The 23,953-nt window shown below is 54.4% G+C and carries 25 protein-coding genes; 7 read left to right on the top strand and 18 right to left on the bottom strand.

Annotated features, from left to right (window positions below; all coding sequences use genetic code 11):
* Window positions 1-21 precede the first annotated feature (21 nt).
* The 13 genes from pstB to SD69_RS06160 form a co-directional block, all read right to left on the bottom strand.
* A complete protein-coding gene (gene pstB, locus SD69_RS06225; protein ID WP_041522528.1) occupies window positions 22-930 on the bottom strand; it encodes a phosphate ABC transporter ATP-binding protein PstB in 909 nt (302 codons plus the stop codon).
* Window positions 931-946: 16 nt separating this feature from the next.
* Window positions 947-2,614 (bottom strand): phosphate ABC transporter permease PstA, encoded by a 1,668-nt coding sequence (gene pstA, locus SD69_RS06220; protein WP_041522527.1) that lies wholly within the window; start codon window positions 2,612-2,614, stop codon window positions 947-949.
* 15 nt (window positions 2,615-2,629) lie between these two features.
* Window positions 2,630-4,915, bottom strand: coding sequence for an ABC transporter permease subunit (locus SD69_RS06215; protein WP_041522526.1), 2,286 nt, complete (start codon window positions 4,913-4,915; stop codon window positions 2,630-2,632).
* A gap of 149 nt (window positions 4,916-5,064) precedes the next feature.
* Entirely contained in the window at window positions 5,065-6,033 is a 969-nt protein-coding gene (locus SD69_RS06210; RefSeq protein WP_041522525.1) for a PstS family phosphate ABC transporter substrate-binding protein, read from the bottom strand.
* 194 nt (window positions 6,034-6,227) lie between these two features.
* Window positions 6,228-6,845, bottom strand: a complete 618-nt coding sequence (locus SD69_RS06205) for a Yip1 family protein (protein ID WP_041522524.1) — start codon at window positions 6,843-6,845, stop codon at window positions 6,228-6,230.
* A 141-nt stretch (window positions 6,846-6,986) separates the two neighbouring features.
* The gene (locus tag SD69_RS06200; RefSeq protein WP_041522523.1) at window positions 6,987-7,391 is read right to left on the bottom strand and encodes a ClpXP protease specificity-enhancing factor; all 405 of its coding nucleotides are present in this window, start codon (window positions 7,389-7,391) and stop codon (window positions 6,987-6,989) included.
* 91 nt (window positions 7,392-7,482) lie between these two features.
* Complete coding sequence (sspA, locus tag SD69_RS06195; protein ID WP_041522522.1) at window positions 7,483-8,118, bottom strand: stringent starvation protein SspA; 636 nt, start codon at window positions 8,116-8,118, stop codon at window positions 7,483-7,485.
* A gap of 65 nt (window positions 8,119-8,183) precedes the next feature.
* Entirely contained in the window at window positions 8,184-10,214 is a 2,031-nt protein-coding gene (locus SD69_RS06190) for a ubiquinol-cytochrome c reductase (RefSeq protein ID WP_041522521.1), read from the bottom strand.
* 1 nt (window position 10,215) lies between these two features.
* Entirely contained in the window at window positions 10,216-10,809 is a 594-nt protein-coding gene (gene petA / locus SD69_RS06185) for a ubiquinol-cytochrome c reductase iron-sulfur subunit (protein WP_041522520.1), read from the bottom strand.
* A 306-nt stretch (window positions 10,810-11,115) separates the two neighbouring features.
* A complete protein-coding gene (gene rpsI, locus SD69_RS06175; RefSeq protein WP_041522518.1) occupies window positions 11,116-11,508 on the bottom strand; it encodes a 30S ribosomal protein S9 in 393 nt (130 codons plus the stop codon).
* A gap of 14 nt (window positions 11,509-11,522) precedes the next feature.
* A complete protein-coding gene (gene rplM, locus SD69_RS06170) occupies window positions 11,523-11,951 on the bottom strand; it encodes a 50S ribosomal protein L13 (protein WP_041522517.1) in 429 nt (142 codons plus the stop codon).
* Window positions 11,952-12,101: 150 nt separating this feature from the next.
* Entirely contained in the window at window positions 12,102-13,220 is a 1,119-nt protein-coding gene (gene zapE, locus SD69_RS06165) for a cell division protein ZapE (RefSeq protein ID WP_041522516.1), read from the bottom strand.
* A complete protein-coding gene (locus tag SD69_RS06160; protein WP_041522515.1) occupies window positions 13,213-13,878 on the bottom strand; it encodes an alpha/beta hydrolase in 666 nt (221 codons plus the stop codon). The genes zapE and SD69_RS06160 overlap by 8 nt, the downstream gene beginning before the upstream one ends.
* 163 nt (window positions 13,879-14,041) lie before the next feature.
* On the opposite strand from SD69_RS06160, the gene SD69_RS06155 reads away from it, so the two are divergent.
* Together SD69_RS06155 and SD69_RS06150 are read left to right on the top strand one after the other, a co-directional pair.
* Complete coding sequence (locus SD69_RS06155; RefSeq protein WP_041522514.1) at window positions 14,042-14,533, top strand: YhcB family protein; 492 nt, start codon at window positions 14,042-14,044, stop codon at window positions 14,531-14,533.
* Between the two features lie 45 nt (window positions 14,534-14,578).
* Window positions 14,579-15,736 carry a trypsin-like peptidase domain-containing protein gene (locus tag SD69_RS06150; protein ID WP_041522513.1) on the top strand — a complete coding sequence of 386 codons (1,158 nt, stop codon included), beginning with the start codon at window positions 14,579-14,581 and terminating at the stop codon, window positions 15,734-15,736.
* 38 nt (window positions 15,737-15,774) lie between these two features.
* Here the strand turns inward: SD69_RS06150 and hisD are convergent, their stop codons facing one another.
* From hisD to SD69_RS06125, 5 genes are all read right to left on the bottom strand, one after another.
* A complete protein-coding gene (gene hisD / locus SD69_RS06145; protein WP_041522512.1) occupies window positions 15,775-17,082 on the bottom strand; it encodes a histidinol dehydrogenase in 1,308 nt (435 codons plus the stop codon).
* A gap of 12 nt (window positions 17,083-17,094) precedes the next feature.
* Window positions 17,095-17,736 (bottom strand): ATP phosphoribosyltransferase, encoded by a 642-nt coding sequence (gene hisG / locus SD69_RS06140; protein ID WP_041522511.1) that lies wholly within the window; start codon window positions 17,734-17,736, stop codon window positions 17,095-17,097.
* Between the two features lie 8 nt (window positions 17,737-17,744).
* Window positions 17,745-19,007 (bottom strand): UDP-N-acetylglucosamine 1-carboxyvinyltransferase, encoded by a 1,263-nt coding sequence (gene murA, locus SD69_RS06135; RefSeq protein ID WP_041522510.1) that lies wholly within the window; start codon window positions 19,005-19,007, stop codon window positions 17,745-17,747.
* A gap of 12 nt (window positions 19,008-19,019) precedes the next feature.
* Entirely contained in the window at window positions 19,020-19,262 is a 243-nt protein-coding gene (locus tag SD69_RS06130; protein ID WP_041522509.1) for a BolA family protein, read from the bottom strand.
* 132 nt (window positions 19,263-19,394) lie between these two features.
* Window positions 19,395-20,009: an MlaC/ttg2D family ABC transporter substrate-binding protein gene (locus SD69_RS06125; protein ID WP_052480932.1), complete on the bottom strand. Its 615-nt coding sequence runs from the start codon at window positions 20,007-20,009 to the stop codon at window positions 19,395-19,397.
* Window positions 20,010-20,283: 274 nt separating this feature from the next.
* On the opposite strand from SD69_RS06125, the gene SD69_RS06120 reads away from it, so the two are divergent.
* The 5 genes from SD69_RS06120 to lptA are packed head-to-tail and all read left to right on the top strand — an operon-like array spanning window position 20,284 to window position 23,953.
* Window positions 20,284-21,246 (top strand): calcium/sodium antiporter, encoded by a 963-nt coding sequence (locus SD69_RS06120; protein WP_041522508.1) that lies wholly within the window; start codon window positions 20,284-20,286, stop codon window positions 21,244-21,246.
* A 51-nt stretch (window positions 21,247-21,297) separates the two neighbouring features.
* The gene (locus SD69_RS06115; protein WP_041522507.1) at window positions 21,298-22,269 is read left to right on the top strand and encodes a KpsF/GutQ family sugar-phosphate isomerase; all 972 of its coding nucleotides are present in this window, start codon (window positions 21,298-21,300) and stop codon (window positions 22,267-22,269) included.
* A gap of 38 nt (window positions 22,270-22,307) precedes the next feature.
* Window positions 22,308-22,844 (top strand): KdsC family phosphatase, encoded by a 537-nt coding sequence (locus SD69_RS06110; RefSeq protein ID WP_041522506.1) that lies wholly within the window; start codon window positions 22,308-22,310, stop codon window positions 22,842-22,844.
* A gap of 40 nt (window positions 22,845-22,884) precedes the next feature.
* Window positions 22,885-23,421, top strand: coding sequence for an LPS export ABC transporter periplasmic protein LptC (lptC, locus tag SD69_RS18000; protein WP_052480931.1), 537 nt, complete (start codon window positions 22,885-22,887; stop codon window positions 23,419-23,421).
* Window positions 23,411-23,953, top strand: coding sequence for a lipopolysaccharide transport periplasmic protein LptA (lptA, locus tag SD69_RS06100; protein WP_052480930.1), 543 nt, complete (start codon window positions 23,411-23,413; stop codon window positions 23,951-23,953). Before lptC ends, lptA begins: the two co-directional genes overlap by 11 nt.

Below are 23,953 nucleotides of genomic sequence, written 5' to 3'. Positions count from 1 at the left end.
GCAGCAAATTCTGCGTTCACACTAGCCGTAGCGGCCAGTAATATAATCTTCTGTCTGTTTTTCAATCGGGTTGGTAAAGAGGCGGTCAGTATCGCCCACTTCCACCAGATCACCCATATACATGAAGGCTGTGTAATCGGATACCCGCGCCGCCTGTTGCATATTATGGGTCACAATAACGATGGTGTATTTGTCTTTCAACTCGTAGATTAGCTCTTCAATTTTGAGTGTCGAGATAGGGTCGAGCGCCGAAGCAGGCTCATCCAACAAGATAACCTCTGGCTCAATGGCAATGGCCCGGGCAATCACCAAACGTTGCTGCTGCCCCCCTGACAAACCAAAGGCGTTGTCGTGCAAGCGATCTTTCACTTCATCCCACAGGGCTGCGCCGCGCAGAGAGTTTTCAACCACGGTGTCGAGTATGCGCTTAGACTTAACGCCCTGCAATCGCAGACCATAAGCAACGTTTTCATAAATCGACTTAGGAAATGGGTTAGGTTTTTGGAACACCATCCCCACCTGACGACGCAGCTCGGCCACATCGACCGACGGATCGTAAATATTATCGCCATCGAGCAAAATTTTACCTTCGATGCGGCAGCTATCCACCAAATCATTCATACGGTTAAAGCACCGTAACAAGGTCGACTTACCACAACCTGAAGGGCCAATAAACGCCGTCACCTTCTTTTCGGGTATTTGCAGGCTAATATTTTTTAACGCCTGATCATTACCGTAGTAAAGTTTTAGGCCTTCCACTTCAAGTTTGATTTTCTCGTTTTCCATAGCTAATGGTTCTGCCTGATCAAAGGTCTGCTTATGGTTTGGCGCCTGTGCGCCGGTCTCACCGGATAGACTATCCGTGCTCGCTGTAGCGGCGCTGGGCGCGGGCGCGTCGCGGTGCTCGACAACATCGGTTTGTTCTAACATGATATCACTCCCGTTATCAATCGGATGCGCTGCGGTACTTTTCACGCAGACTGTTACGGATTCGGATGGCCGCCAGGTTTAAGACAATAATCAGCAGCACCAGAGTAAGTGCAGTGGCATATACCAGCGGGCGGGCGGCCTCAACGTTAGGGCTTTGAAAACCCACATCGTAAATATGAAAGCCCAGATGCATAATCTTTTGATCTAAATGCACATAGGGGTAATTGCCATCAATGGGCAACGATGGCGCTAGCTTCACCACCCCAACCAACATCAGTGGCGCCACTTCACCGGCAGCACGGGCGATAGCCAGGATTAAACCGGTCATCATCGCCGGCGTCGCCAGAGGCACAACGACCTTCCACAAGGTTTCTGCCTTGGTGGCGCCAAGTGCCAACGAGCCCTGCCGGATAGTGCTGGGAATACGCGATAAGCCCTCCTCGGTAGAAACAATCACCACCGGCAAGGTCAAAAGCGCCAAGGTCAAAGATGCCCAGAACAAACCTGGAGTACCAAACGTCGGCGCCGGGAGCGACTCGCGATAAAATAACTCGTCGAGGCTCCCCCCTAAAAAGTAGACAAAAAAGCCCAAGCCGAACACACCGTAGACGATGGAGGGAACACCCGCCAAGTTATAGACAGAGATACGAATAATCCGCAGTACCGGCCCCTGCTTTGCGTATTCCCGCAAATAAATGGCTGCCAACACACCAAACGGCGTCACAATAATGGACATGACAATCACCATGGTGACCGTGCCAAAAATCGCCGGAAAAATACCGCCCTCAGTGTTCGCTTCGCGGGGCTCGTCCGATAAAAACTCCCAGAAACGCTCAAGGTATTGCCCCATTTTGGCAAATACCCCCATGGCATTGGGGCGTGTTAAACGCACGATATTCTGCAGAGTAATGGTAACCTCACTGCCGTCGATAACTTCGGCCGTTAAGGTGTCGCGCTTTAACTGGCGATACAACTCATCGCGCTCGGCTTTTACTACGCGGTATTGCTCGTCTAACTCAGCGCGCTCAGCGGCAAACTCAGCATCGGCTGCAGCAAGTGTTGCAGCATCGACGCCGTCAAGCTCAAGTCCGCGGCGCTCTAACCGCAGACGCTCTAACTTGTGGTTGATTCGCCCGATCTCGACTTTTTCGAGGTGATTAATTTCATCGTGTAAATCCAGGCTGCGTTCGATACGCTCTTGCACCTGAGGCCAAAAGTCGGCGTCTTGTACTCGCGCGATAACGTCGCCGTTTTCTTTTAGCGATACCGGGTAGCCGTAAAAATTACCCCACTCGCGGCGCTCAATCACCATGGCATCGATCGGATTTTGCCACTCGCTCATGCCGACTTCGAGGTACCAGTTAAAGTCCCGCGCGCTTATGTCGCGGTTGCCTCGTTTTATTAAATAGCGAGTAACCAACTCTTGCTCAGGAGCGATTTCATAGCCGCTATCGCGCACCACGGCCGCCGGGACGACTTCAGAGCGGACGATCTCGCCTAACACTTGCTGCTCTGTACCATCGCGCTCTACGGCCGTCAGCTGCACCACGTCTGCAGGCCAAAAGTGGCCAAAGCCACGGATGGCAATCAGACCTATCAAGCCCACCACCATCACCATACAAAGCGCCACTGCACCGCCGTTTAACCAAACCCAGGGAGCGCCACTTTTAAACCAGTTTTTCATTGTCTCGACTCCCAATTACAAATTGCTGTAGCGTTTGCGCAGGCGCTGACGAATAATTTCAGCGCAGGTATTGACGATAAAGGTCAATGCCAGCAGCACCAAAGCCGCCAAAAACAATACCCTAAAGTGTGTACTTGCCACGGCAGTTTCCGGCAGCTCGACGGCGATGTTAGCCGATAGCGTGCGCATGCCTTCAAAGATATTGAAGTTCACCACCGGGCTGTTACCGGTAGCCATCAGCACAATCATGGTCTCACCCACGGCGCGGCCAAAACCCATCATTACAGCCGAGAAAATACCGGGGCTAGCGGTAGGCAGCACCACGCCAACCACCGTTTGCCAACGAGTCGCCCCGAGCGCCAGGGAGCCTTGAGTAAGATGACGCGGCACGTTAAATACCGCATCTTCCGCAATCGAGAAAATAGTCGGAATAACCGCAAACCCCATTGCGATGCCCACCACTAACGCATTGCGCTGGTCGTAGCTAATGCCGTAATCGGTAAACCACTGGCGCATGCTGCCGCCAAAGAACCATACCTCCATATGAGGGCTCAGCTCGATGCACAACCAACCCGTCAAGAGTATCGGCACAATCAAAATGGCCGCCTCCCAACCTTCAGGCGCGCGAGTGCGAATTGCCTGGGGCAGCCGGCTCCAGCCAAAGCCCACCATCACCATCATCAACGGCATAAAGATTAAAATACTAAATACCGCCGGCAAGTGATTTTCTAAAAACGGCGCCAGCCATAGGCCCGCCAAAAAGCCCAGAATCACCGTTGGCAAAGCCTCCATAATTTCAATGGAGGGCTTCACCAAACCGCGCATTTTAGGGGTCATAAAGTAAGCGGTATAAAGTGCACCGGCGATGCCCAGAGGAATCGCAAATAGCATGGCGAAGAACGCCGCTTTAAGGGTACCCAGCGATAGCGGCACCAGGCTCATCTTTGATTCGAATCCATCGCCACCAGAAGAGGCCTGCCAAACGTATTCAGGTTCAGAGCGCCCCTCGTACCACACCTTTTGCCACAGCGAGCTAAACGAGACTTCCGGGTGCTCGTTCCAGACGCTGGCCACACCAATCTGGCCTGACGTGTCGTAAATAAGTAACTTGCCGTTGATGGGCGATATGGCCAAATTTTCGATGGGATTATCGGCCACCTTCGCGACCAACAGTGTGCGCGACGAGGTGCCGTAATAAATACCCAAAGAACCCTGCTCATCTCCCACCAAGAAGCCGCGGCGAGCATACTCTGGGCTAATAGTGGTAATCGCTCCCGGCAGTGATTCAAAATCACGCACTAGCTGCAAACGAAAGACATTGTCCGGGTCTCGCACCAACAACCATTGACTGACCGCGCCGGTATCAGTGCCTACCGCCAGCGAGCCGGTACCCACTAAATACTGCATCGCCGTTACCTGCCCCCGACCGGTGGGCACCGATTCAGTCAGTGTTAGGTTAGCCGCATCGGAGACATCATAAATATGCAATCGGGCCTGATCATCGGCCACTACCAGGTGCCTGGCCGTTTTATCAACCTGGACAAAACGAACTTTGGCGCCGTTTGGCAATGCCGGCAACGCATCCACACGGCCGCTAGTGGTCACCTTACCGGTCATCATATTTTCACGTGTGCTATAGCGCCCAAAACGCAGGCGTCCGTCGTCGGTGACACCAACCACAGCGTAACCGCGTGCGGTTTTTTGCACCGCCACATGGGCGAGTGAATGTCCTTGGTCATCCAGTACCACAGGCTCGTCGCCTAATGGGTAGAGAATCTCGGGGGTAATTTTACGAGTGTCATTGGGGTAGCTTAACCGGTAATTAAGCTGGGTCAGCATCAGCTCACCGTTGCTGTAACCGTAGGCAACCAAGCCATCTACCGGCGTGCCGTAACCGATACTGCTAAAGCTCGCGCCGTCACTTTTAGGGACATCAAACACGCTGATCGGCTTGCCATTATCGGCGACAAAAAACTGAACCTGACCCGAGGCCGTATAGGTCGCGCCAATTTGCTCATAACGCTCTAAAACCAAGTGCTCTGAGCGCTCAGATTGTGAAGTTTGCGTATGCGGATAGGTTTCCAACACCTCAACATCGGCCCCTTTTAGCAAAGGCGCCACCTCAGAGAAAAGGTAGAAGAAGATCAGCCCCAGCGCGCCCACCACGGCGAGACCTGCACTCGCTACTCCCCAACGTGAAAATTTATCTTTCAACCGGCGAGTGTTGCGCAGTTTGGCTCGCTGCTGGGCATTGGGCATTAGACTCTCCCCTCCCGCCACGGCTGGAGTTGTCTCACTCATAATGCGTAATCCTGATGGTGTTATGTGCGGGCAGGCCGGTGCTAACAAGCGCACTTAAAAGCAATCGGAGCCCACACATTTTAAAGACTATTTACGAAGATTGACCCGCTGCTCGCAACACTCCACGGCGGGTCTGAATTGAGCCGCTATTACAACCCTAACTCAGCGCTAACACGCTCGGAAACCGTTGCAGGTAGTGGGATGTAGCCATCGCGTACAACCACTTCCTGGCCCTGCTTGGACAACACCATTTTTAAGAACTCGGCTTGCAGTGGATTCAACGGACGATTGGGGTGCTTGTTGATGTAAACGTAAAGAAAGCGCGCCATCGGGTAGGTGCCATCCGCCGCGTGCTCGGCATCGGCCGGAGCAAAGGGCTGACCTTCTTCAGGAGCCAGGGGTAATGCCCGTACGCTTGAGGTGACATAGCCGATACCGGAGTAGCCAATGCCGTTAATAGACTCACTAACGCCTTGCACGACCGATGCCGAACCCGGTTGCTCATTGATGCTGGCTTTAAAATCACCACCACAGAGACCTACGTCTTTAAAGTAACCATAAGTACCGGATACAGCGTTACGGCTGTACATCGTGAAGTCACGGTTCGCCCACGCACCCTCAAGGCCTACGTCACCCCAGCGGGTAATGTCTTTGCCGTAGCCACAGCTGCGGGTGGCCGAGAAAATAGCATCCACCTGCGCCATGGTCAGCCCTTCAATCGGGTTATCTTTGTTGACGTACACCGCAACCACATCAATGGCGACGGGCACAGCCGTGGGCTTGTAACCAAAGTGAGCCTCAAAAGACTGAATCTCGGAGGCTTTCATTTCGCGGCTCATAGGACCAAAGTTGGCTGTGCCTTCGGTAAGCGCTGGCGGCGCGGTGGACGAGCCCGCCCCCTGAATCTGAATATTCACGTTCGGGTAGTATTTGGCGTACTCTTCCGCCCATAAGGTCATTAGATTGTTCAGGGTGTCAGAACCAATGCTATTCACATTGCCTGAAACGCCGGAGGCAGCTTCATAGTTAGGCAGCTTGGGGTCGACGTCGGCCTGCGTTGCGGCACTAAACAGTGCCCCGGCCAAGGCTAAACCGCGAAATAGAGTGTTGGCTTTCATGGAGCGCTCCTCGATTGATGACATTCATGAAAATGTTGATATGGGGCGCACTCTATCGAGGCTGTATGACAGTTATGTGACAGACTGTAAGAAAACTGTCACCAAATAGAAATATTTAAGCGTGGCTTACTTATCGACGAGCTGACGGGCACAAAAAAAGCGGCCGTAGCCGCTTTTTTGCTCAAATTGAGTGTTTAGCTTACGTAAATTGGCCCCATACCAGAGCTCCAGACGATGACCGTAGCCACCATCACCACCACCGCCAGCACGAGCCCTACGGTTATCACCGAGCTGGCATAAATAAAGCCGCGCTCTTTGGGAATGTTCATCAAAATCGGTATCCCTTCGTAAATAAGGTAGGTTGAATAGCAAGCCGCAGCGATAAACACCCCAGCCACCAACCATAACTCAGGGTACAAAAGTACAATACCGGCAAGCATCATGGGGGTCGCCGAATAGACTGCCAGTGCCGTTCCCTCGTAATGGCGTTTACTGGCTTCGTCATCAACACCAAAACTCTGGCTCATCCAATTAATGTATTCGCCCAGCACGTAAACCGCCGCAAGTTCAGCCAGATAGGCAAAAGCGCAGAGGATAAGGGCGCTCTCGGAGGTCAGTTTAACCATCCCGCCGCTGCCTATGCTCCAGCCTTGGTAAGTAACACCAAAGTAGGCGCATACAACGGGGATAAGTGCTAATAGCGGCACATGGGTCCAGTAGACCTTAAAAAAGCTGTGCTCTTCGTTGCGGATGCGTTGCCATTCGCGGTCGGGGTTGGTGAAGATGCCTAAGGTGTGTTGCAACATCGCCATATACTTCTCCTACGTCTGAGTTTTTATTATTCAGTGGATCTGTAGGTCAAAGATAACAAGGCGCTGGCAAATGCCGCAAAGAAGTATTAGCTATATACATCCGGTTACTAAATGCGCAACCGAATATAGCGAACGAGTGGTTTATTTCACCACTCGCAGGCTGGGTCGTTTGGCATCACTATCATCGCTGCCAGAAGGCGCTGGCGGCTTGGGCGGCTCTGGGGGCTCGGCCTCGGCTTCAAACACCATGCCCTGACCGTTCTCGCGAGCGTAAATACCCAGCACGGCGTAACAAGGGATGAATAAATCCCGTGGCACACCGCCAAACCGGGCGCTAAAGGATACGCTGTCATCCAACATATTAAGCTCGGCCACCGAAGCAGGAGCAATATTCAGTATAATTTGTCCGTCTTTGTTAATGTGCTCTTGCGGCACTTCAACGCCAGTGGCGTGGGCGTTAACCAACAAATAGGGCGTGCAGTTGTTATCCACGATCCACTCGTACAGAGCGCGAATCATATAAGGTCGACTAGAGGTCATTGTCATGGCTTCTCTCCTCGGCGCAAAGCATGAGCGCCCTAGCTGCTGATGTAGCCAGGGCGAGCAGATACGGCCGGCTAGCCGTATCCGCTGCGAATTAAGCGGGGTTCATTTCCCGCTCAGACTCGGTCAGGCTTTCCTGGAATGACTCGCGGGAAAACAACCGCTCCATATACTGCTTCAGCGGCTGACTTTGACGGGTGTTAGGAAACTCGATACCCAAAGACTTGAGGCGCCACAAAATGGGGCCTAAGCAGCAATCGACAATAGTGAACTCTTCGCTCATAAAGAACGGCATTTCAGCAAATATCGGCGCGATAGTCAGCAAACTATCTTTTAACTCTTTGCGGGCGTTTTCGATGATGGTTTTGTCATCGCTACTGCGAATCAAATCTACCAGCGGCGCCCAATCGCGCTCCAGGCGGTACATCCATAGACGGCTTTGAGCACGCGCGACGGGATAGACCGGTAATAACGGTGGATGCGGAAATCGCTCATCCAGATACTCCATCATTACTTTCGACTCATACAACGACAAGTCGCGATCCACTAGCGTAGGCAGTGAGTTGTAGGGGTTTAAGTCCGCCAATTCCTGCGGTTTGTTATCGACATCGACATCCACTAAGTCAACAGAAACACCTTTTTCAGCCAACACAATACGCACCCGGTGACTATAGTGGTCACTGGCGTCAGAGAAAAAAGTCATGGATGAGCGCTTGGTCACAACACCCATTAGGGCACCTCAATAGTTATAAACATAGGACGCGGGCGACACAATATCGCCCGCTTTAAAAAAACTTAGTGAATACCTTTCCAGTACTCACGGTTTAACAGGTAGGCAAAGATAAAGAATACACACAAGAACAGCAGCACATAAATACCAATGCGCTCACTATCCATGCGAGAGGGCTCGGCAACATACTCTAAAAAGTTAACTAAGTCGTAAATCGCCTTATCAAACTCTTCGTCCGTCATGCTGCCCTTAATGTCGCCTTCAACCAGTGCGCCACAGTGCTCGTTCATTACCGGGTTGCCCAGATTATCGCGCTCGGCGTGCCCGTGGTGATCAAGCTTAGGACCCGCGCCACACTCATGCAGGCCTTGCAGCTCCAGCATCACGTGGGGCATACCCACGTTGGCGAATACCCGATTGTTCACGCCCAGTGGGCGGGCATCGTCTTTATAGAAGTTACGCAGGTACGTGTACAACCACTCGGGTGAACGCGAGCGAGCCACCAGTGTTAAATCCGGAGGCGAAGCGCCAAACCACTTTTTTGCTAAATCGGGCTTCATGCTGATTTCCATCAGCTCACCGATCCGCTTATCGGCAAAAATCATATTCTCCAGCATTAAATCGTGGGGAATATCCAGGTCATCAGCAACGCGCTCAAAGCGTGAGAATTTAGCCGAGTGACAACCCATGCAGTAGTTTACAAAGTATTTAGCACCGCTTTGCAACGAGGCTTTATCTGACAGGTCAGTTTCGATCTCGTCACAGGGAATAGAGCCACAGGCAAAGTGGCTCTCGGCACCCACGGCCTTAATGGGCAACACCACCAGGATGGCAAACAGGATAAATCCTGATATGACCAAGTAAGCTGGCAAACCTTTGCTGGTAACACGCTCAGGCACAGGGAAGGTTTTTTCCCGACTCGTCCAAAACGGCATGGCAAAGAAGTACAGGAAGTACAACACAGTACAAATCTGCGCCAGAATTGTACGCCCTGGGGTAGGAGCCTTAACCCCTAAGTAGCCCAAAATCACAAACGCGGCGGCGAACACAATTAACGCAATACGGCTAATGTGGCCTTTGTAACGCATGGATTTAACCGGGCTGCGATCCAGCCAAGGCAGCACAAACAGCACCGCAATCGCCGCGCCCATGGCTACCAAACCTAAGAACTTATCGGGTACCGCTCGCAAAATGGCGTAAAACGGCGTGAAGTACCAGACAGGCGCAATATGCTCTGGCGTTTTGAGGTTATTCGCCTCTTCGAAGTTGGCGTACTCCAAAAAGAAGCCGCCCATTTCTGGCATAAAGAACAACACAAAACAAAACACAAACAAGAAGACCGCAATGCCCACCAAGTCGTGCACGGTGTAAAACGGATGGAAAGGCACGCCATCTTTAGGCACTCCGTTCTCATCTTTATTCTTTTTAATCTCAATGCCGTCAGGGTTGTTAGAGCCCACTTCGTGCAGTGCCAACAAATGCAGCACCACCAGGGCGAGCAACACAATGGGCAAGGCAACCACGTGTAACGCAAAGAAGCGGTTCAGTGTAATACCCGAGATCAGGTAGTCACCGCGGATCCACTCAACCAGGCCATCGCCCACCACAGGGATCGCGCCAAACAAGGACACAATTACCTGCGCGCCCCAGTAAGACATCTGCCCCCAAGGCAGTACGTAACCCATAAAGGCTTCCGCCATCAAAGCCAGGTAGATCGTCATACCAAAGATCCACACCAACTCACGCGGGGCCTTATACGAGCCGTACATCAAACCGCGGAACATGTGCAGATACACCACCACAAAAAACGCCGAGGCGCCGGTCGAGTGCATATAGCGCAGCAGCCAACCATAGTCGACATCGCGCATAATGTACTCCACGGAGGCAAACGCACCGTCTGGAGTGGGGCTGTAATTCATGGTCAGCCAAATACCGGTTAATAGCTGATTAACCAGCACCAGCAGCGACAAAACACCAAAGAAATACCAAAAATTAAAGTTCTTGGGCGCGTAGTACTTGCCCATGTGGGTATCCCAGGCGCGCTGTACCGGCAAACGCGCATCGACCCAGTTCCACAAACCTTTCATCCAATTCATGTTATGCCTCCTGATCCACACCGATGGTCACCACAGCATCGCTATCGTACTTATGCGGTGGCACCAGAAGGTTAATTGGTGCTGGAACACCTTTAAAAACACGCCCAGCGAGATCGAATTTAGAACCGTGACAGGGACAAAAGAACCCGCCCTGCCAAGTGCCGCCATCGAGATCTACCGAGTTTACCTCGGGGCGAAACAAGGGCGCGCACCCCAAATGCGTACACAGGCCGACCAAAATCAGGTAATCAGGCTTAATAGATCGGGTAGGGTTCTGCGCGTAGGTAGGTTGTTGCGGGTTCTCAGAGGCTGGGTCACGTAGGAATTCGTCGTTACCCTCCAGAGTACTCAAGGCTTGCTCGGTACGACGCACGATATAAACCGGCTGACCACGCCACTCGGCAGTAATCATCGCGCCCGGCTCAATCTTACTGACATTTACTTTTACCGGTGCACCAGCCGCTTTGGCTTTGGCACTTGGGTTCCAGGAACCCACAAATGGCACCGCAGCACCTACCGCACCTACCGCTCCCACCACTGTGGTAGCGGCGGTGAGTACGCGACGGCGCGTTTTATTGACAACGTCATTGGTCATGACGACTTCTCCCCTAACAGCATCAACGGCCAGTAAATCACTGAATTTCAACGATTTAGAATCGTGTTATTGTCTTGTAAAAATTGGCCAATCTTAAAGAAATTGTGCGCCTGTTACAAGAATAACCACGCGAGGCCACGTGGCGTAAGGGCTGCAGCGGCACCGGCTAAGCCGGAAAACCACTGGCCGAGGCGGCGAGCGGGTAGCAAAACAACACCCCACAAACGAAAAAGCGCCCAGGGGTAACCCTGAGCGCTTTTAAAAGCCAGCTGCCGCCGGTAAACCGACAGGCCAGGCACAGCCGAATTAACGCTTGGAAAATTGCGGCTTCTTACGTGCTTTACGCAGACCAACTTTCTTACGCTCAACCGCACGCGAGTCACGGGTAACGTAACCTGCTCCACGCAGCGATTGACGCAAGGTCTCGTCGTACTCCATCAGGGCACGAGTAAGACCGTGGCGGATAGCACCGGCTTGGCCGAAACTACCACCACCAGCAACGGTGGCCTTAACATCAAATTTTTCCGTCAGCTCGACGCGCTCCAGAGGCTGGCGCACGACCATGCGTGCCACTTCGCGACCGAAATACTCGTCTAGCGAACGATCATTAATCGTAACTTTACCGGTGCCGGGAGTAATGAACACTCGAGCGGTCGAGGTCTTACGACGGCCGGTACCGTAATATTGAGTAACTGCCATAATCAGCTTTCCGTTTAGAGGTTAAGTTCTTGCGGCTGCTGAGCAGTGTGCGGATGCTCACTACCTGCGTACACTTTCAACTTGTTGAACATAGTCCGACCGAGTGGGCCACGGGGCAACATGCCTTTAACAGCACGCTGAATCACGCGCTCCGGAGCTTTATCGATCAACTTCTCAAAGCTGATTGACTTGATGCCACCGACAAAGCCGGTGTGATGGTAATACATCTTATCAGTCGCTTTTTTGCCGGTAACGCGAACTTTCTCCGCGTTGATGACTACGATGTAGTCGCCGGTGTCAACATGGGGAGTGTACTCAGGTTTGTGCTTACCGCGCAGACGAGTAGCGATCTCCGCAGCCATGCGGCCCAGAGTCTTACCTTCTGCATCAATCACGAACCAATCGCGAACGACTGATTCTGCTTTAGCACTATATGTCTTCATGTTATACCTGCCTACTAGGTGGTGCTTCCCACAAAAAGAGCGCGAATACTACATAACGCGCCGCACCAATTCAAGCCTTTTTTGAAGTTTTTTGCAGGCTTTCGCAGACCACTCAAACCCGCAACGAAACTCGCGCCAGCGCAACATTCATTAGGGCTGATGCTCCCGCGCCAGATACTCGTGACTCTGCATCTCCAGCAACCGGCTCTCGGTGCGACCAAACTCAAACCCCAACCGCCCACCAGCGTACAAATCGGTCAGTGGTGCCGCCGCCGACACTATCAACTTCACCCCCCGATCGTAGAATTCATCTACCAGGTTAATAAAGCGTCGCGCCTGATCGTCTTTATCGCCACCGAGCACCGGTATATCGCTCACCAATACCGCGTGAAACTCACGCGCCAACTCAATGTAGTCGTTTTGCGAGCGCGGCCCGTCACACAGCGCCGCAAAATCAAACCAGACAACATCATCAGCCTGTTTGCGCACGCTAATGCGGCGCTGCTCGACCTCGATGGTCGTGCTCTCGCGCACCTGTGCCCCCGGCGGCAACAAGCGCTCAAAGGCTGCTCTAAGCGCCGCTTCGGCATCCGCCCCCAACGGCGAGTAATACAACTCGGCCTGACTTAGCGCCCGCAGCCGGTAATCAACACCACCATCTACATTCACGACCTCAGTGTATTTTTGCAGCAAACCGATTGCCGGCAAAAAGCGCTCGCGCTGTAAGCCATCGCGATACAACCCCGCAGGCTCGATGTTGGAGGTGGTCACCAAAGTCACGCCCCGCGCAAACAACTCGCGCAGCAGCCCGGCCAAGATCATGGCATCAGTAATATCGCTGACAAAAAACTCGTCAAAACATATAACCCGGGCTTCGGCGGCGATCCCTGCCGCCACCTGCTCCAGCGGGTTTTTACGCCCGGCAAGCTGCTTTAAATCACCGTGCACACGGCGCATAAAGCGATGAAAGTGCACCCGCATTTTTCGCTCAAAGGGCAAACTCTCGTAAAAGTTGTCCATTAAGTAAGTTTTGCCGCGACCAACCCCGCCCCAAAAATACAACCCGACGACCGGCTCTTTCTGCTCGCGTCCCATCAGGCGCTGCCACAGACCGGGCTTTGTTTCCGGCTCTTGCAGCCGCTCATACAAGCGCTGCAACCGGGCCACAGCATCGGCCTGAGTCGCATCGGCGACAAAGCCCGGCCGTTTTAAGTCCTCTTGATAACGCGCCTGCGGACTCAGAGGCTTACTTTCAGCCCGGTCATTCATCGGCCACCTCCAGTACCGCCTGAGTAAGTGCCGCTTTTAGCTGGCTCAGTTTGCCATGGAAAAAGTGCCCGGCATCGGCAAACTCGTGATAACTAACCTCTCCCGCAAGTGACGCACTCCAGTCGGCGACGTCACGGGCCACCACTCGCTCATCCTGCCCCCCTTGAAACACACTGGCAGGGGCACCCAGCTCTGTTAATTGCGACAGTTCATAGCGCGGCACCGGCGGCGCCACCAAAGCAATATGCTGTAAAGGCCCAAGCTGACCGCAGGTGTTTGCCACCACGGCAGCACCAAATGAAAAGCCCGCTATATACAACGGCGCCTGCGGACGTTCGCGGCGCACAGAATCCGCCACCGCGCGCAAGTCATCTCGCTCGCCAACGCCCTCGGCGTAGTCCCCTTCACTGGCACCCACACCGCGAAAATTAAAGCGCACCACAGCAACCCCCAAATCCCGGTAAGTACGCATCAAGGTGGTCACCACCTTGTTGTCCATCGTGCCGCCATGCAGCGGATGCGGGTGACACACAATAGCGATCCCTGCTGCGCTCTTCAGAGTGCCTGCTTCTGCAGCGGCGCTAACGGAAACCTCAAGCGAACCAGCGGGACCGGCCAGCGCTTGCAGCTGATCGCGGTCAAACACATCGTTTACCATAAACTCAATTCACCAAATTAGGATGACGCTGACAACTTTTTCGTGACAGCATGACCGGACACCTCACGTTGACAGCTAAAAGACCGTATAATACCGACTGCAAGGTAGGTTTTGCACGCCAAGACCTGCGACTCTTTTATCCGGCTACTTCAGGAGAGCTGTTGTGTATTCACTCGCTACCGTCATTATAAGCGCCCTTATCGCCCTGCTTGCAGGCTGTATAGCTGGCTACGTGTTTTCCCGCGGCCGCCCAGGCAACGCTCGCAATGCCGATATAGAGAAACGCCTGATAGACGCAGAAGAAGCCCTTAACAATTATCAGCGCGATGTTACCGACCACTTTGCCCGCACCACCGAACTGGTCAACAGCTTGAACGAGAGCTACCGCGATATGCACGAGCACTTAGCCAGCAGCGCGTTAAAGCTCAGCACCCCAGAAATCAGCCGCCAGCTGTTGGCCGATGCTGAGCATCAGTTGCCCGGTGGCAAACACCACGAGCTGCAAGAGCAACAAATACAGGCGCCACGCGACTGGGCCCCCAAACGCCAGGGACACAAGCCCACCCTGAGCGAAGAGTACGGCCTGGATGAGCAAAGCTCAGACGCATCGGACACAGTTGCGCCCGAGCCGCACTCTGCCTCTGAACATAAATAAGACGACTCACCGAGCAACAACAAGAGCGTCCAAAGAGGAGCCCCCATGCGCCCCAGCCGCCTGCTGAGTTTTTTTGCCTGGCCCGTTGCGGTCGGTTTAGTGGCCGCACTATTGCTACTAATAACCATCCCTGAGCTGCGCCCGGCAGGCTGGCCTTCAAGTACACTGGCAAGTAACGCCAAAGAAGACTCGTTTGCCAACCTATCCTACGCTCACGCCGTCGACCGGGCGGCCGCCTCGGTGGTTAACATTTATTCGCGCAAGGTCATCGAGACCCGTCGCCACCCACTGGCCGACCACCCCCTGTACGAAAAAATGTTTCGTAACTCGGGACAGCAAGAGCGCGTTAAGTCCGCCTTGGGCTCGGGGGTGATTGTCAGCACCGAGGGCTACCTGCTGACCAACAACCATGTAATTGAGGGCGCCGATGAAATATTAGTGCTGCTGCACGACGGGCGCCGGGCCGGCGCCACCATTATTGGCAACGACCCCGGCAGCGACCTGGCCGTACTGAAAATTGAGCTGGATAACCTGACCCCCATTACTATCGGCAATCCCAACAAAGCGCGCGTAGGCGATGTGGTGCTGGCCATCGGCAACCCTTTTGGTGTGGGACAAACCGTTACTCAAGGGATCATCAGCGCACTTAGCCGCTATGGCTTAGGCATCAGTAGCTATGAGAATTACATCCAAACCGACGCCGCGATCAACCCAGGTAACTCGGGCGGCGCGCTGATCGATAACCACGGCAACTTGCTGGGCATTAACGCCGCGATTATTTTTGACACGGTTGGTATCGGCTTTGCCGTACCGGCCGACGATGCGATGAAGTCGCTCAAAGACATAATAAAGTATGGGCGCGTAGTCCGCGGCTGGCTGGGGCTGGACGCCGAACGCTTAACACCGGCCGCCATTGCGGCATTAGGGTTGAGAAACGTGAGCGGGCTGCGAGTGACCAACGTGTTTCTCAACAACCCGGCTCACATTGCCGGCATTCGCCCCAACGACGTCATCACCCACATTAATGACCAACCCATCGGCAACGAACGACAGGGGCTCCGAGAAGTGGCCGACTTATCTCCCGGCACAAAAGTCACTGTGCGAATACTGCGCCCGCACACCAACGGCTCGCTTCCCGAAGAACTGGAAATAGAAGTTACTGTGGGCGAGCGCCCCGACAATCTGGAAGTTAACCGCACTTAATAGCTCACCACCGCCGGGCAACCCCAGCGGTGGCAAACTTAACGTTTGCGGTATTCTGCAGAAATAGCGTGCGCCTCTAAATCTTCGCTGCGCGCCAAGACAGAGGCCGTCTCGGCCAACACCGACGCCCCTTCGGGTGAGCAAAAAATAATCGAGCTGCGCTTTTGAAAGTCGTACACCCCAAGCGGCGACGAAAACCGTGCGGTGCCCGACGTGGGTAACACGTGATTGGGCCCAGCGCAGTAATCCCCCAGCGCCTCAGGGGTATGACGGCCCATAAAAATAGCACCCGCATGGCGAATACTGGGCAGCAAAGCCTCCGGATCAGCTACCGACAGCTCCAAATGCTCCGGAGCGATTCGGTTCGACAGCTCAACCGCCTCGTCCATATCGGCCACTTTGATAAGCGCACCACGGTTGGCCAGAGACGGCCGAATAATAGCCTCTCGGCTCATCGTTGGCAGCAGCCGCGACATCGACTCTGCCACTTTATCGAGGTACTGCTGATCAGGGCAGATTAAGATCGATTGCGCCTGCTCGTCGTGCTCAGCCTGACTAAACAGGTCCATCGCAATCCAGTCAGGATCGGTTTCGCCATCGCACAGCACTAAAATTTCGGAGGGCCCGGCAATCATATCGATCGCCACTTGACCAAATACCGCTCGCTTAGCGGTCGCGACAAAGATATTGCCCGGCCCGACAATTTTATCCACCCGGGCAATCGTCTCAGTGCCGTAGGCAAGTGCCGCCACCGCCTGCGCTCCACCCACGGTAATAACGCGATCGACGCCGGCAATTGCCGCCGCCGCCAACACCATATCGTTAAGCTCGCCGTCGGGAGCGGGCACGACCATCGTTAACTCATCAACGCCGGCCACCTTAGCGGGGATAGCGTTCATCAGCACCGATGAAGGATAAGACGCCTTGCCACCCGGCACGTACAGCCCTACTCGCTGCATGGCGGTAATCTGCTGCCCCAATACCGTGCCGTCGGCCTCGGTATAGCGCCAAGAGGCCTGCTTTTGATGTTCGTGATAGCTGCGCACGCGCTGGGCTGCGGTTTCCAGAGCCTCGCGCTGGGCTCGTGAGATACTCTCGAGCGCCGTGGCGATGCGCTCGGCCGGTACCACCAGCTCATCCATCGCGGCGACGCTGCGCCGGTCAAAGCGATTGGTGTACTCTATAACAGCCGCGTCACCGCGCTGTTTTACCGCCGCGATAATCTCGGCCACAATATCGGCCACCTTAGTGTCAGACACCGAGTCCCAGGCCAGCAACTCATCGAGCTGGGCGGAGAAGTCAGCCTCGGACGCATCGAGACGAGCGATCATGGAGTTGTCAGTCATAGTACTCTCTGCTTAGTCGTTGCCAGCGTTTACCGCCTGGGCAATACCGTCGATAATGGCCTGAATACGCACGTGCTTCATCTTCATGGAGGCCTTGTTCACAATCAGCCTCGAGCTGATGTCGGCAATAAACTCACGGGCCTCAAGCCCATTTGCCTTAAGGGTATTACCGGTATCGACGATATCCACAATCTCGTCAGCCAGCCCCATTATCGGCGCGAGCTCCATGCCACCATACAACTTAATAATATCGCTCTGACGTCCTTGCGCGGCATAGTATTGCTTGGCGATATTTACGTACTTGGTTGCCACGCGGATTCGGCCAGGCTTGGTCGCAGCGCCTTTAATGGCCGCCGTCATTAACTGGCAGCGGGCAATACGCAAATCCAAAGGCTCGTACAAGCCTTCAGCGCCGTTCTCCATCAGCGTGTCTTTACCGGATATGCCCATATCGGCTGCGCCAAATTGCACATAGGTAGGCACATCAGCGCCGCGCAACACCAGTAACTGAACGTCAGCCTGATTGGTGGCAAATACCAGCTTGCGGCTTTTATTGATATCTTCTTCCGGGAGAATCTCCGCCGCCGCCAACAGTGGCAACGTCTCCTCCAAAATCCGCCCCTTGGTTAGGGCAATGGTAATCATGTCACTCATAATTTAACCTAGTTGGGAACCCGGCGAATATTTGCGCCCAGCATTTGCAACTTTTCTTCAATACATTCGTAACCGCGATCGATGTGGTAAATACGATCCACCAACGTCGCACCCTCGGCCACAAGGCCGGCGATCACTAAGCTTGCCGATGCCCGCAAGTCGGTCGCCATCACCGGCGCGCCTTTAAGCCGCTCCACCCCGCGGATCATGGCGGTATTGCCCTGCAGGGTAATATCCGCGCCCATGCGGTTGAGTTCGTGCACCTGAATCAGACGGTTCTCAAAGATCGTTTCGGTAACCGAACTTGAACCCTCAGCAATCGCGTTCATGGCGGTAAACTGCGCCTGCATATCCGTAGGAAACGCCGGATAAGGCGCGGTTTTTAAGCTCACCGCACGGGGGCGATTGCCCTTCATGTCCAACTCAATCCAGTCGCTGCCCGTGCGAATGTGGGCACCGGCCTCTTCCAGTTTTAGCAGCACACCTTCAAGAATATCCTCGCGGGTGTCCTTAACGCGAATGCTGCCACGGGTAGCGGCGGCAGCCACTAAGTAGGTGCCGGTCTCGATACGGTCGGGCATAACGTTGTAATGGCAACCGCTTAGGCGCTCAACCCCGTTAATCACCAAGGTCGCGGTGCCGATGCCTTCGATCTGGGCACCCATGGCCACCAGGCAGTTCGCCAAATCCACCACCTCGGGCTCGCGCGCAGCGTTTTCCAGCACTGTGCGGCCCTCGGCGAGTACCGCCGCCATCAGTAAGTTCTCGGTGCCACCTACGGTTACGGTATCCATAAAGATATGGGCACCTTTTAAACGACCATCCATCGTGGCGCGAATATAACCTTCGTCGACTTCGATATTAGCGCCCATGGCTTCAAGCCCGCGCAAATGGATATCAACCGGGCGCGAGCCAATGGCACAACCACCCGGGAAGGACACGTTGGCCACCCCGTGGCGCGCCAGCATCGGGCCCAACACCAATATAGAGGCGCGCATGGTTTTTACCAGCTCATAGGGAGCGGTAAAATCGTTAATGGCATTGGCGTCGATCTCAACCGACATACGCTCATCCACCGTCACACCCACCCCCATGCAACGCAGCAGCGCCAACATCGTGGTAATGTCATTCAGATGCGGCAAGTTCGAGATGTTGATCGGTGTGTCGGCCAATAACGTGGCGGCAAGAATAGGCAGCGCCGAGTTCTTTGATCCGGAAATACGAATCTCGCCGGCCAACGGGCCAGCGCTCTGAATCATCAATTTATCCATGCGGGCTACCTGTTAGCTGGACTGGCGGGCAAACTCTTCGGGAGTTAGCGTTTTCATATGTACGGCGTGAATCACGCCGCTGGCGATTTGATCCGTCAGCACGGCATACACCATCTGCTGCTTTTTAACAGGACTAACACCGGCAAAAGCTGGGCTCACGACCACCAGGTGCACATGACTACCTTCAATAGTGACCTGTGCCTGACTATCGGCGATGTGGCTTTCTATAAGTGCTTGAATCTCGTGGGCTTGCATAGCTCTCCCATAGGGCTGGGTTGGCCGTCGCGCAAAGCGGGCCAACAAATTGGAATCTCAAGGCGGGAATATTACCGGATTGTAGCGCCCCGCGCACCTCCAAGGCGCACGAGCGCTACTGACAGGGGATCTTTAGCCTTCTGACGAGTCCCAATGGCTGATAACCCGATCGATATCGCCATTGTACTTGTTGGCCAGCTGCTCAAACTGACTGCTGAACGAGCGGCCGAGATTCACACCGTTGAGAACTACGTTGATCAGCTTCCACTGATCCTCACGGTTTTTACCCATGGTATAGGACAGCTTGTGAGTAGAGCCTTCGTGGCTTACTTGCTGCTCGACGGTGACACGACGCGCATCGCCCGCCGGCTCAGACGCGGGGGTTAGTTGAATATTACTGTCAGCGTAGGTCGCGATACCTTTGGCGTAGGTGTTCACCAGGTCAGACTGAAATTTATCGGCAAATGCACGCTTTTGCTCGTCGGTCGCTTTACCGTAGTAGTTACCCATCACCACACGGGCGATGTAATCAAACGCCACCACAGGCTCCAGCGCCGCCATGACCTGAGCATCAAAAGTGGCCTTATCACCGCCTTTATTATGCTCCTGCGCCGCACTAATCAATTTATTGGTTACGTCATCTACTACCTGGTAAGGGTCGGCGCTTTCGGCGCGAGCCAGCAGTGACATAAACATAAAAAACACCACAGCAACCTGCAGCGGCTTTTGTAACGAAAATCGAGTCATCTTTCCATTCCTTAACGAGTAAATTACCACAAACTCTTCCCTAGCCGACGCCATGTACGAGCCTGACTAATAACAAAGATACGTCCTACAGAGCTCGCCGGATTACCCAGCGTTAGGATTCACATTAAACAAACCATAAGCTGGCCGCATCTAATTGCTGTGCGATGCGGAACACTATACCATTTAGCCCCGCGCCCACCTACTGACAACCGCTCAGTAAAATGGTGCCAACCCTTAGTAAAAAAATCAGTCAGCATTCTACCGAGACCACTTTATGACCCAGCTTTGGATCCCCGCCCTATTAGTTTTGGTCGGCTTTGTCGGCTTAATCTGGAGCGCCGATAAATTTGTGGCCGGCAGCGCGGCCATGGCGCGCACCTTTGGCATATCAAAACTGATCATTGGTCTCACCATCGTCGCCTTCGGTACCTCGGCGCCGGAAGTCGTCGTGTCGCTAAATGCCGCACTCAAAGGCGCCGGCGACCTTGCTATCGGCAACGCCCTAGGCTCCAACCTGGCCAATATCGGGCTGGTACTGGGCGCCACGGCGCTAATTGCCGCTCTGCCCGTGCAAAACCACCTGCTAAAAATCGAGCTGCCAATATTATTACTGGTCACCGCCCTCGCCGGGTGGTTTCTGAGTGACGCCACTCTCTCCAGTGCCGAAGGCTGGATCCTGCTGGCCCTGCTACCCTGCGTCATGGGATTGATCATCTGGAGTAAGCGCCATCACCCCGAAGAGGTAGAAGATGATATCCCAGTCATGAGCCGGATTGCCTCGATTGCGTGGTTCGTTATCGGCCTGGTGATTCTTATCATCAGCTCCGACTTGCTGGTTCGAGGCGCCAGCGAATTAGCCCTGGCGTTTGGCGTCAGCCCACTAGTGATCGGCCTGACGGTAGTGGCGGTAGGCACCAGCCTACCAGAGCTGGCGGCCTCGGTAGTCAGCGCTTTAAAAGGCCACTATGACATCGCCATTGGCAACGTGATTGGCTCCAACCTGTTTAACCTATTAGCCGTGATGGCAATACCCGGCATCGTCGCACCGCTCGATATGGAGCCGGCCGTCTTTAACCGCGATTTTATGGCCATGGGCGGCCTAACGTTGGTGCTGGCTCTCGCCCTCTACATAAGTTACCTCATGCGCCGCAATAGCGGTGGTGCGGCCCTGGGCAAACCGCTGGGCGTATTGTTGCTTGTGCTGTATGTGGGCTATTACGCCCTACTGCTGGGTTAATCCACTATACTAGCGCCCATTCAAAAAATGCTTTGAGACGCCTAAGGGATCATGACCGACTTCGACTTTACTCAGTCAGCGCTGCGCACCATTGAATTAGAAGCGCAGGCGGTAACAGAACTGCGCGATCATATCGACGAGCAGTTTGAGCTCGCCTGCCGGCAAATTTTACAGTGCAGCGGCCGCGTGATCGTTTCAGGTATGGGCAAATCCGGCCATATGGGCAAAAAAATAGCGGCCACCCTCGTCAGCACCGGTACCCCAGCGTTTTTTATGCATCCGGGTGAAGCCAGCCATGGCGATTTAGGCATGCTGACCCGAGACGACTTACTCATTGCCATCTCTTACTCGGGCAACTCTCCCGAACTGCTGGCATTACTGCCACTGATCAAGCGCCTGGGCGTCCCGATGATCAGCATGACCGGCGCGCCCAACTCGGTGCTAGCGCAAACCGCCGAGGTCCATTTAAGCATCGCGGTGGAGCGCGAAGCCTGCCCGCTGGCGCTCGCCCCTACCTCCAGCGCCACCGTTACCACGGTATTGGGTGATGCACTTGCCATTGCGCTGCTTGAGGCCCGAGGCTTTACCGCCGAGGATTTCGCGTTTTCGCACCCGGGCGGCTCACTGGGACGCAAGCTGTTATTACGGGTTAGCGACGTCATGCACGATGACGACGCCCTGCCCGCCGTAAAACCCAAAGACACCCTGGCGCGGGCGCTGCTTGAAATGACCTCCAAAGGGTTCGGCATGACCACCATCGTCAATGACGACGGCACCCTGGCCGGCATTTTTACCGACGGCGACTTGCGCCGCAGCATCGATCGCGGCGTGGACATTCACTCCGCCGAAATGCACGAAATCATGCACCCCACGCCCACCACCATAGGCCCGGATACGCTCGCGGCCGAGGCACTTAATTTAATGGAGACGCGCAAGATTACCGCGCTGGTGATAACCGATGAACAAGGCGTTGCCACCGGTGTTGTGCATATGCATGACTTATTACGCGCCGGTGTGATTTAATCGCGCCGCTTTGCTAACCCCAATACAGCTGTAGACTTATGACTGAAGACACTCTCGCACGAGCACGCCGCATCAAACTCTTATTATTGGATGTAGACGGCGTACTTTCCGATTGCAAACTGTACTTCGATAACGCCGGCAATGAACTAAAAGCCTTTAATACACTCGATGGACAAGGGCTTAAGTTGCTGCAAAAATCTGGCGTTAAGGTAGGCATCATTACCGGCCGTACCAGCGCCCTGGTTGCCAGACGCGCTCGAGAGCTAGGTATTGAATTACTCATCCAAGGCCGCGAAGACAAATGGCAAGCACTGGGCGAGATGATCGAAGGCATGAATATCGCCCCCGATGAAATCGCCCACATGGGCGATGACTGGCCCGACCTGACAATTATGACCCGGGTAGGCCTGGCGCTATCGGTACCCAATGGCCACAGCGCGGTTACCGAGCGCGCCCACTGGATCAGCCACAACCGTGGCGGCGAAGGCGCGGTACGCGACGCTTGTGACCTAATCATGCAAGCCCAAGGCACCTACGCTGATATGCTTGCTTCATTTATCACAACAGAGGGCTAGTGCCGTGCGGCGCCGCCAACCAAAATCCTGGATCCTGCTCATGTCTCTGTGTTGCGCCTTGATTTATGGCGCGTTGCAATACTCACCCCATGAGATGCTCGCACCGGAAGCAGACAAGTCAAACGAGAAGCGCTACCCGCAATCGTACATGGTGGGCGTCGTTGATCGCACTTACAGCAACGCCGGCATCCTAGAGCATAAAATGGTCGCCCGCTCGGCGGTTTCGTACAGTGATGGCGCCATCGCCAACAGTGAAGTAGACCACCCTCACGTCACCATTTATGGCGCGCCCGACACCGCCCCGTGGCAGCTCTCCGCCAAAGAAGGGCGCAGCCAAAACAACACCATCACCTTGCAAAATAATGTTCAGGTTTGGAACGAAAAAGGTAGATACGGCTGGGTCACCCTGACCACCGATGAGCTCACTATCGACACTGACCAGCAATACGCGCATACCGACAAACCTGTTACCATGCGTAGCGAGCGCGGTACCACCCGTGCAATAGGCCTCAATGCCGAGCTCAACAACGGACGTATTGAATTGTTATCCGAGGTAAAAGCCACCTATGCTCCCTAATTACTTTTTGCGCCACTTCAATAAGCGCGAGCTGCTTAAATACGTCGCCGCGCTCATAGCGACGGCGACTATTGCCACCTCCGCACAGGCGCTACCGGACGACCGCGAGCAGGACTTTCAGCTGCAGGCCGACAAACAATTGTTTGACCAAAAAAACGGCCTGGTGACTTACACGGGTTCAGCGCGCTTGCAGCAGGGCTCGCTGATTATCGATGCGGACCGTATTGTTATCCACTTTAAAAGCGACAACTCGGTAGCCAAAATCGAGGCTACTGGCTCGCCGGCGCACTTTCAGCAACAGCCGCAAGCCAACAAGGGCAAGGTGTTTGCCGAGGCCCGGGAGATCAGCTACAACCACGACGAGCGCACCGTGACACTTAACAGCAGCGCCAAACTTGAACAAGACGGCGCCATCATGCAGGGCCACAGCATCCATTACGACTTAACCCGGGAGCTGATTAACGCCCAGAGCGACGAATCCTCTAGCGAGCGCATTAAAATGGTGATTCCTGCAGGGGCTGGTACGCAATAA

The sequence above is a fragment of the Gilvimarinus agarilyticus genome (genome assembly GCF_000832015.1).
GTDB classification, from domain to species: domain Bacteria; phylum Pseudomonadota; class Gammaproteobacteria; order Pseudomonadales; family Cellvibrionaceae; genus Gilvimarinus; species Gilvimarinus agarilyticus.
The sequence above is the reverse complement of the archived record's forward strand: the minus strand, read 5'-3'. Positions and strand labels throughout refer to the sequence as shown.